We start from the raw sequence: 2,040 nt of genomic DNA on the forward strand, positions 1-2,040 counted from the left end.
GCCGCAGCGTCACGCTGTCGGCCGCCTCGACATGGGTTGCCGCGCCATGGCCGGTCGAGATCGGCTGCTTGCCCGCAATCGCGCCCTGCGCCGCGCCGATCGCCACGCCCTGCGCCGCGATCGTCGCTCCCGCCGCCGCCAGCGCCGCGCCGTTGGTGGCAACCCCGGCAGTCGCCGCCGCCAGCGCAACATCGGTCGCCGTCAGCCACCCCGCGCCGACGGTCAGCGCGACCGTCTTCACGCCCGAAGAAAAAGCGACAAGCGCCCCGCCGTTCGACGATGCCGCGACGACATCGCGCGACAAGCGCCCCTCCGCGTCGAGCGTCCCGGTGCCGACCTCCCACTCGCCCGCATGCCGCACCCCGGCAATGCTGTAGTGAAAGCTCGCACCGCCCGGCACGACATCGGCAAAGCGCCGATGCCCGGCGACCGCGCCGCCCAGCACAAGCGGCCCCGCCCCGACCGCAACACTCGTCTCGCGCACCAGGTCGGCGAAAAACAGGCTCGGCATCACCGCGCCTCCTCATCATATGGAGAAAAAATAGGCGCCCGGCCCAATCCCGAAAGGGGAGGGAGCCGGACCGGGCGCCGCACGCGCACCAACCGCTTTAGCTGGCTGCGAATTTCATCAGCTTGATGGCTTCCGAATTGATGATCGCACCGCCCACCCGCTTGGTTGCATAAAAATGCACGAAGGGCTTGTTGCTGAACGGATCGCGCAGGATGCGCGTCTCGCCGCGGTCGGCGATCAGGTAACCGGCGCGGAAATTGCCGAACGCGATCGACAGGCTGTTCGCGCCCACCGCCGGCATGTCCTCGGCCTCGACCACCGGATAGCCGAGCAGCGTCGCCGCCTGCCCCTCGACCAGCCCCGGCTGCCACAGGAACGCGCCGTCGCTGGTCTTGAACTTGCGGATGCGCGCCAGCGTGTCGCTGTTCATCACCCAGCTTGCCCCCTGCCGGTACGGCGCGCGCAGGCTGTGCACCAGCTCGACGAGCTTGTCCTGCGGGTTCGACGCCGCAAAGGCTCCCGCCGCGCCCGACGCCAGATATTGCAGCGTCCCGAACGCCCGCACCCCGTCGGCCTCGTTCGTCGTCGCGGTGTCGAGGAAGCCCTTCGGCCGGTTGGTGCCATTGCCGGTCACGAACGCCGCCCCTTCGGCGACCGCGAATTCGCGCGCGATCTCGTCGGCGAGCCACGCCTCGACATCGAACATCGCATCGTCGAGCATCGCCTGGCTCGCCGCCGGATTGGCGTACAGCTCACCCGACGGCGGGGCGATCTCGGCGAAGCTGCGCGTCCCCGTCTCGGGCCGCGCTGCCGTCTCGCCGACCCAGCCCGCGCCCGTCGCGCCGGTCGCGACCAGCTTGCGATAGCCGCTCGTCCCCGTCTGCACGACCGTCGCGATCGACCGGATCGGCGACAGCGACTTCAGCGTCGCCGCGATCGTCCCGTCGATCTCGCGCGGCACCGCATAACCGCCCTCGCCGCCCGACGCGCCCGACAGGCTCTTCATCTCGACCCCGGCATCGATGCCGCGCCGCAAATAGCGCTCGACGAACGCATCGCGCGCCGGGTCATCCGCCTTCGCGCCGTCGAGCGGCAGCCGCGCCGCCGCGACCGCCTGTGCATCGACCTGTGCCTTCAACGCCGCGACCGAGGCCTTGAGGTCATCGACCGCTTCGGCCGCCAGCACCGCATCGAACGCGCCGTCGAGCGCATCGGCCTTCACTTCCATCTCCAACTCCATGCCCGTCACTCCTTCACCACATCCACCGCAATCACCCGCGCCAGCACCTGCATCGGCGCCGCCACCAAACTCACTTCGGCCAGGTCGAGCCCGAGCAGCTCGCGCGGATCGCTCCCGCGCGCCGCCGTCACCCGATAACCAAAGGACAATCCCGTCAGCGCCCCGCGCGCGACCAGCGCCGCCGCAGTCGGATGCGTCACCCGCGCCACCACGCGCAGCCCGCGCCGATCCTCGGCCAGCGCCTCGATCGTGCCGACGACGGCGCCCGGCCGGTGCTGCCACAGCAAGG

At 70.6% G+C, this 2,040-nt stretch carries 3 protein-coding genes; all 3 read right to left on the reverse strand.

The annotated features are described in order from the left end of the window. Window positions 1-511 (reverse strand): hypothetical protein (locus B1A78_RS21605; RefSeq protein WP_218668024.1); only part of this gene is annotated, 511 nt, incomplete at its 3' end. Window positions 512-608: 97 nt separating this feature from the next. Continuing rightward, window positions 609-1,751, reverse strand: a complete 1,143-nt coding sequence (locus B1A78_RS21610) for a phage major capsid protein (protein WP_144037961.1) — start codon at window positions 1,749-1,751, stop codon at window positions 609-611. Window positions 1,752-1,756: 5 nt separating this feature from the next. Beyond that, the coding region (locus B1A78_RS21615) for an HK97 family phage prohead protease (protein ID WP_179102131.1) at window positions 1,757-2,040 on the reverse strand (284 nt) is incomplete at its 5' end.

The sequence above is a fragment of the Sphingopyxis sp. KK2 genome, assembly GCF_001990265.1.
GTDB lineage: Bacteria > Pseudomonadota > Alphaproteobacteria > Sphingomonadales > Sphingomonadaceae > Sphingopyxis.

Coding starts and splice junctions, on each gene's coding strand:
- B1A78_RS21610 (WP_144037961.1), bottom strand. CDS start 1,751: ATGGAGTTGGAGATGGAAGTGAAGGCCGATGCGCTCGACGGCGCGTTC.